The 2,991-nt window shown below is 68.1% G+C and carries 1 protein-coding gene and 1 pseudogene; both read left to right on the top strand.

The genetic code is table 11. The features are described 5' to 3' along the window. Nucleotides 1-2,244 (top strand): hypothetical protein (locus ACWEVO_RS33890; RefSeq protein ID WP_452311497.1); only part of this gene is annotated, 2,244 nt, incomplete at its 5' end. After that, nucleotides 2,241-2,991: pseudogene (locus ACWEVO_RS33885) on the top strand (DUF2399 domain-containing protein); the annotation flags it as partial. The gene ACWEVO_RS33890 and the pseudogene ACWEVO_RS33885, both read left to right, overlap by 4 nt.

Below are 2,991 nucleotides of genomic sequence, written 5' to 3'. Positions count from 1 at the left end.
CGCGAAGCAGCCCGTACGGTAAAGGCCGACGCGCTCGACAGTTGGCGGTCGCGGTGCGCCCGCTACCTCGTCGACGGTGTCGCTACCGACGCGGAGCTGCGGCATGACATCGCTCAGCTCGAAGCGAAAGGCAAAGAGCTCCAAGCAGCCATCGACGCTACCGACGTCAAAGTCGGTGAGCTTACCGACGACAAGGCGTTCGACGAGAGCTACCGGCAGCGGGTGAAGGCGTTCAACGACATCGACGCCGAGGTGAACAGTCTGCGGAAAGAGCAGACCGGTTACGTCGCCCAGATCGAGCTCCTCACCACACGTAGCCGCGCTTTACGCGAGAAGGCGGTCGCCGCGGACGGTCGGACCGTCGCCCAGGCCGAGCAAGAGCTCCGCGACGCCAACGCCGCGGTTGACCGCGCACAACGCCGCAAAGGCATCACCGAACAAGCCGTCAAAGACGCCCGTAAGGCGCTGGCCGCCGCAGAACGCGGCGAGGACGTCGCGGTCGCCCAGGTGCAGGCGCTGCGCGCGGCTGGCTTCACCGAGGCCGTCCCGCTTGTCGACGTGGTCAGTCTCACCGACGAGCAGCGCCCTGTCTGGGAAGCACGGCTGCTGCCGTATCGGCATGCGGTCGTCGTCACCGGTGCGACTGCCGCGCAGGCGGCGCTCACCGACGTCCCCGGCTCGCTGCTCGTCGAAGCTGACCCTGACGGATTCGCTGGTGGCCCGGACCTGCCAGCGGCGGCGAACGCGGCGGTGACCGTGGCCCGGTTCCTGACCGCTCTGCGGGACCGTGCCGGCACCGGTGGACTGATCGACACGGCCGCCGGGGTGCATGGGATTGCCGGGTACGCAGAAGCCATGACCGGCCGCGCCGGCCGGATTCAGGCTGCCCGTGACGCCCTCACCGCCGCGTCCGCTGACGACGGTGAAGCGGACGACAGCGTTCGGGACGCCCAGCGGGCCAAGAAGCGTGCTGACGGGCGGGTCGAGGGAGCCAAGGCGGCGCTCGAGGCCGACGAGATCGACTCCCAGGTCAGGAAGTTGCGGAAGAAGAACGCGAAGATCGATGAGGAGCTGGACGAACTCGCTGCCCCACATGCCCATGCCAAGAAGGCTTACCTGACGGCGCTTTCGGAGAAGAGCGGCCGCGACGAGCGGATCGGCGCCGCGAAAGCGGAGAAGGAACGGTTGAGCCGGGACCTGCAGCAGCACCAGGACCAGTGGCAGGCGAAGATCGACGCGTGGGCGGAGTTGGACCTGCCACGTCGGCAGGAAGCGTGGGCGGGCACCTCCGCGTCCGCGGAACAGCACCTGCTCGCCCTCACCGAAACGGAGCAGGAACGCAGTGTCGCCGAATGGGACGACCTGTGCGCAGCGCAGACTGACCGGCTGCAGCAGGCATGTTTCCCGCCGGGCACCCCCGAGGAGCAGCTGCCCGAGGAGCTGAAAGTCGTCGATCAGCAGCGCCGCGACCGCCGGCTCAGCGCCTATATCCGGCTCATCCCGCAGGTACTGCGGATCATCGGCCAGCACCTCGACGACCTTGAGAGCATCGACCGGCAGCAACTCGACGAGATTAGCGCCGAACGAGAACGACTCACCGGGACACTGCAGAGCGCCGAAGACCACCTGAAGGAGGCCCAACTCGCGGCGACCGCAGTGCGAGCCACCCTCGCGAAGGCCATCAAAGCCAAGCTGAAGCAGGTTTCTGACGAGTTCAACGCCCTCGACCAAGCGTACGGCGGGTACGGCGGCGCCCTCGACTTCCCCGAACCAGAACCACCAGCAGACCCGCAGAAGCCTTGGCAGTGGGCGATCACCCCACGGTGGCGACGCGGCGAAGGGAAACCACTGTCGTCGTACCAGCTGCGTGGCAACACCGCCCAGATGGACGACAAAGCCGTCAAACTCGTCTGCGCGGCCGCGCTTGCCGGCTCGCAGGACCGGCCGCTGCTGCTCGTCCTCGACGAACTCGGACGCAACCTCGGCTCTGCGCACCGCCGTGACGCGGTCGCCCTGTTCGAGAACATCGGCCGGGACCGGGCGATCAGCGTCGTCGGCGCCCTGCAGGACGACATGGAACGGTACGCCGTCGGCTCCTCCAGCCTGTACATCAAGCTACGGCGAACCTCGGACGCATACGCCTACAACCAGGCACCCGTCGTCGTCGGCAGCGAGTCCGAAACAGCCCGCGTCGAGCTGCTCACCATGTGGATGACCTCCTACCGCGGGAAGACCGAAGCGTGACGATCCCTGGCGGCTCCGCATCCGACAACGCCGTCCCGGACGCAGAACCGGATCGCGAAATCGTGCTGACCTGGGTCACCGACTATCCCGGACTGGTCGTGTACGCGCCGCTACCAGCCAGTGGCCGGTATCCACGCGACCGGAACGGCGACCCGTACTACCGCAGCGTGCGGCTGCGGGCCGAAAACCCGGGTCAGCCGCCGCGCCGGCCCGCCGGCCTGCTTTCCGACACCGACTGGGCGTGGATGACCCGCAGCGAACACGCCTGGCGGCAGGTCGCCGGCAAGTTCGGCGCCCAAGCCGAGACAGTCGTGTTCGCCCTCGCCCGGGCCGGGTGCGTCACCATCGGCTACGACCTGAAAGGCAGCCGGCCAACATCGAGCCCGAAACGGGTGTACCCCCACCCCGACCTCTCCGCCGCAGAGAAAAACCGCCGTGCAGTCCGCCGCGACCAGCGGTCCACCCTGCAGTCCCGCGCCGCCGAACTCGCTGCCGACCTGCGCGATGAATGGCCCGGCGTTGCCCAAGCCTTGCACACCACCGACCACCCGGACCGGCTTGGCTGGGCTGTCAACGCCGCAACCGATCTGACCGCCGGCGTCGTCCACAACTCCGTCCGCGCGTTCGTGCAAACACACGCGGGAAGCACCAAAGCCCGCGACGACGTTCAACGGCTGCTGACCGAGCTCGGATTCGAACCCGAAGCCCTCGCTGCACTCGGCCTGTCCCGCAGCCCATACATCGGCA

The sequence above is a fragment of the Micromonospora sp. NPDC003776 genome (assembly GCF_053605645.1).
Note: the sequence above shows the minus strand (reverse complement) of the source record. Positions and strands in the feature narration are given on the sequence as shown.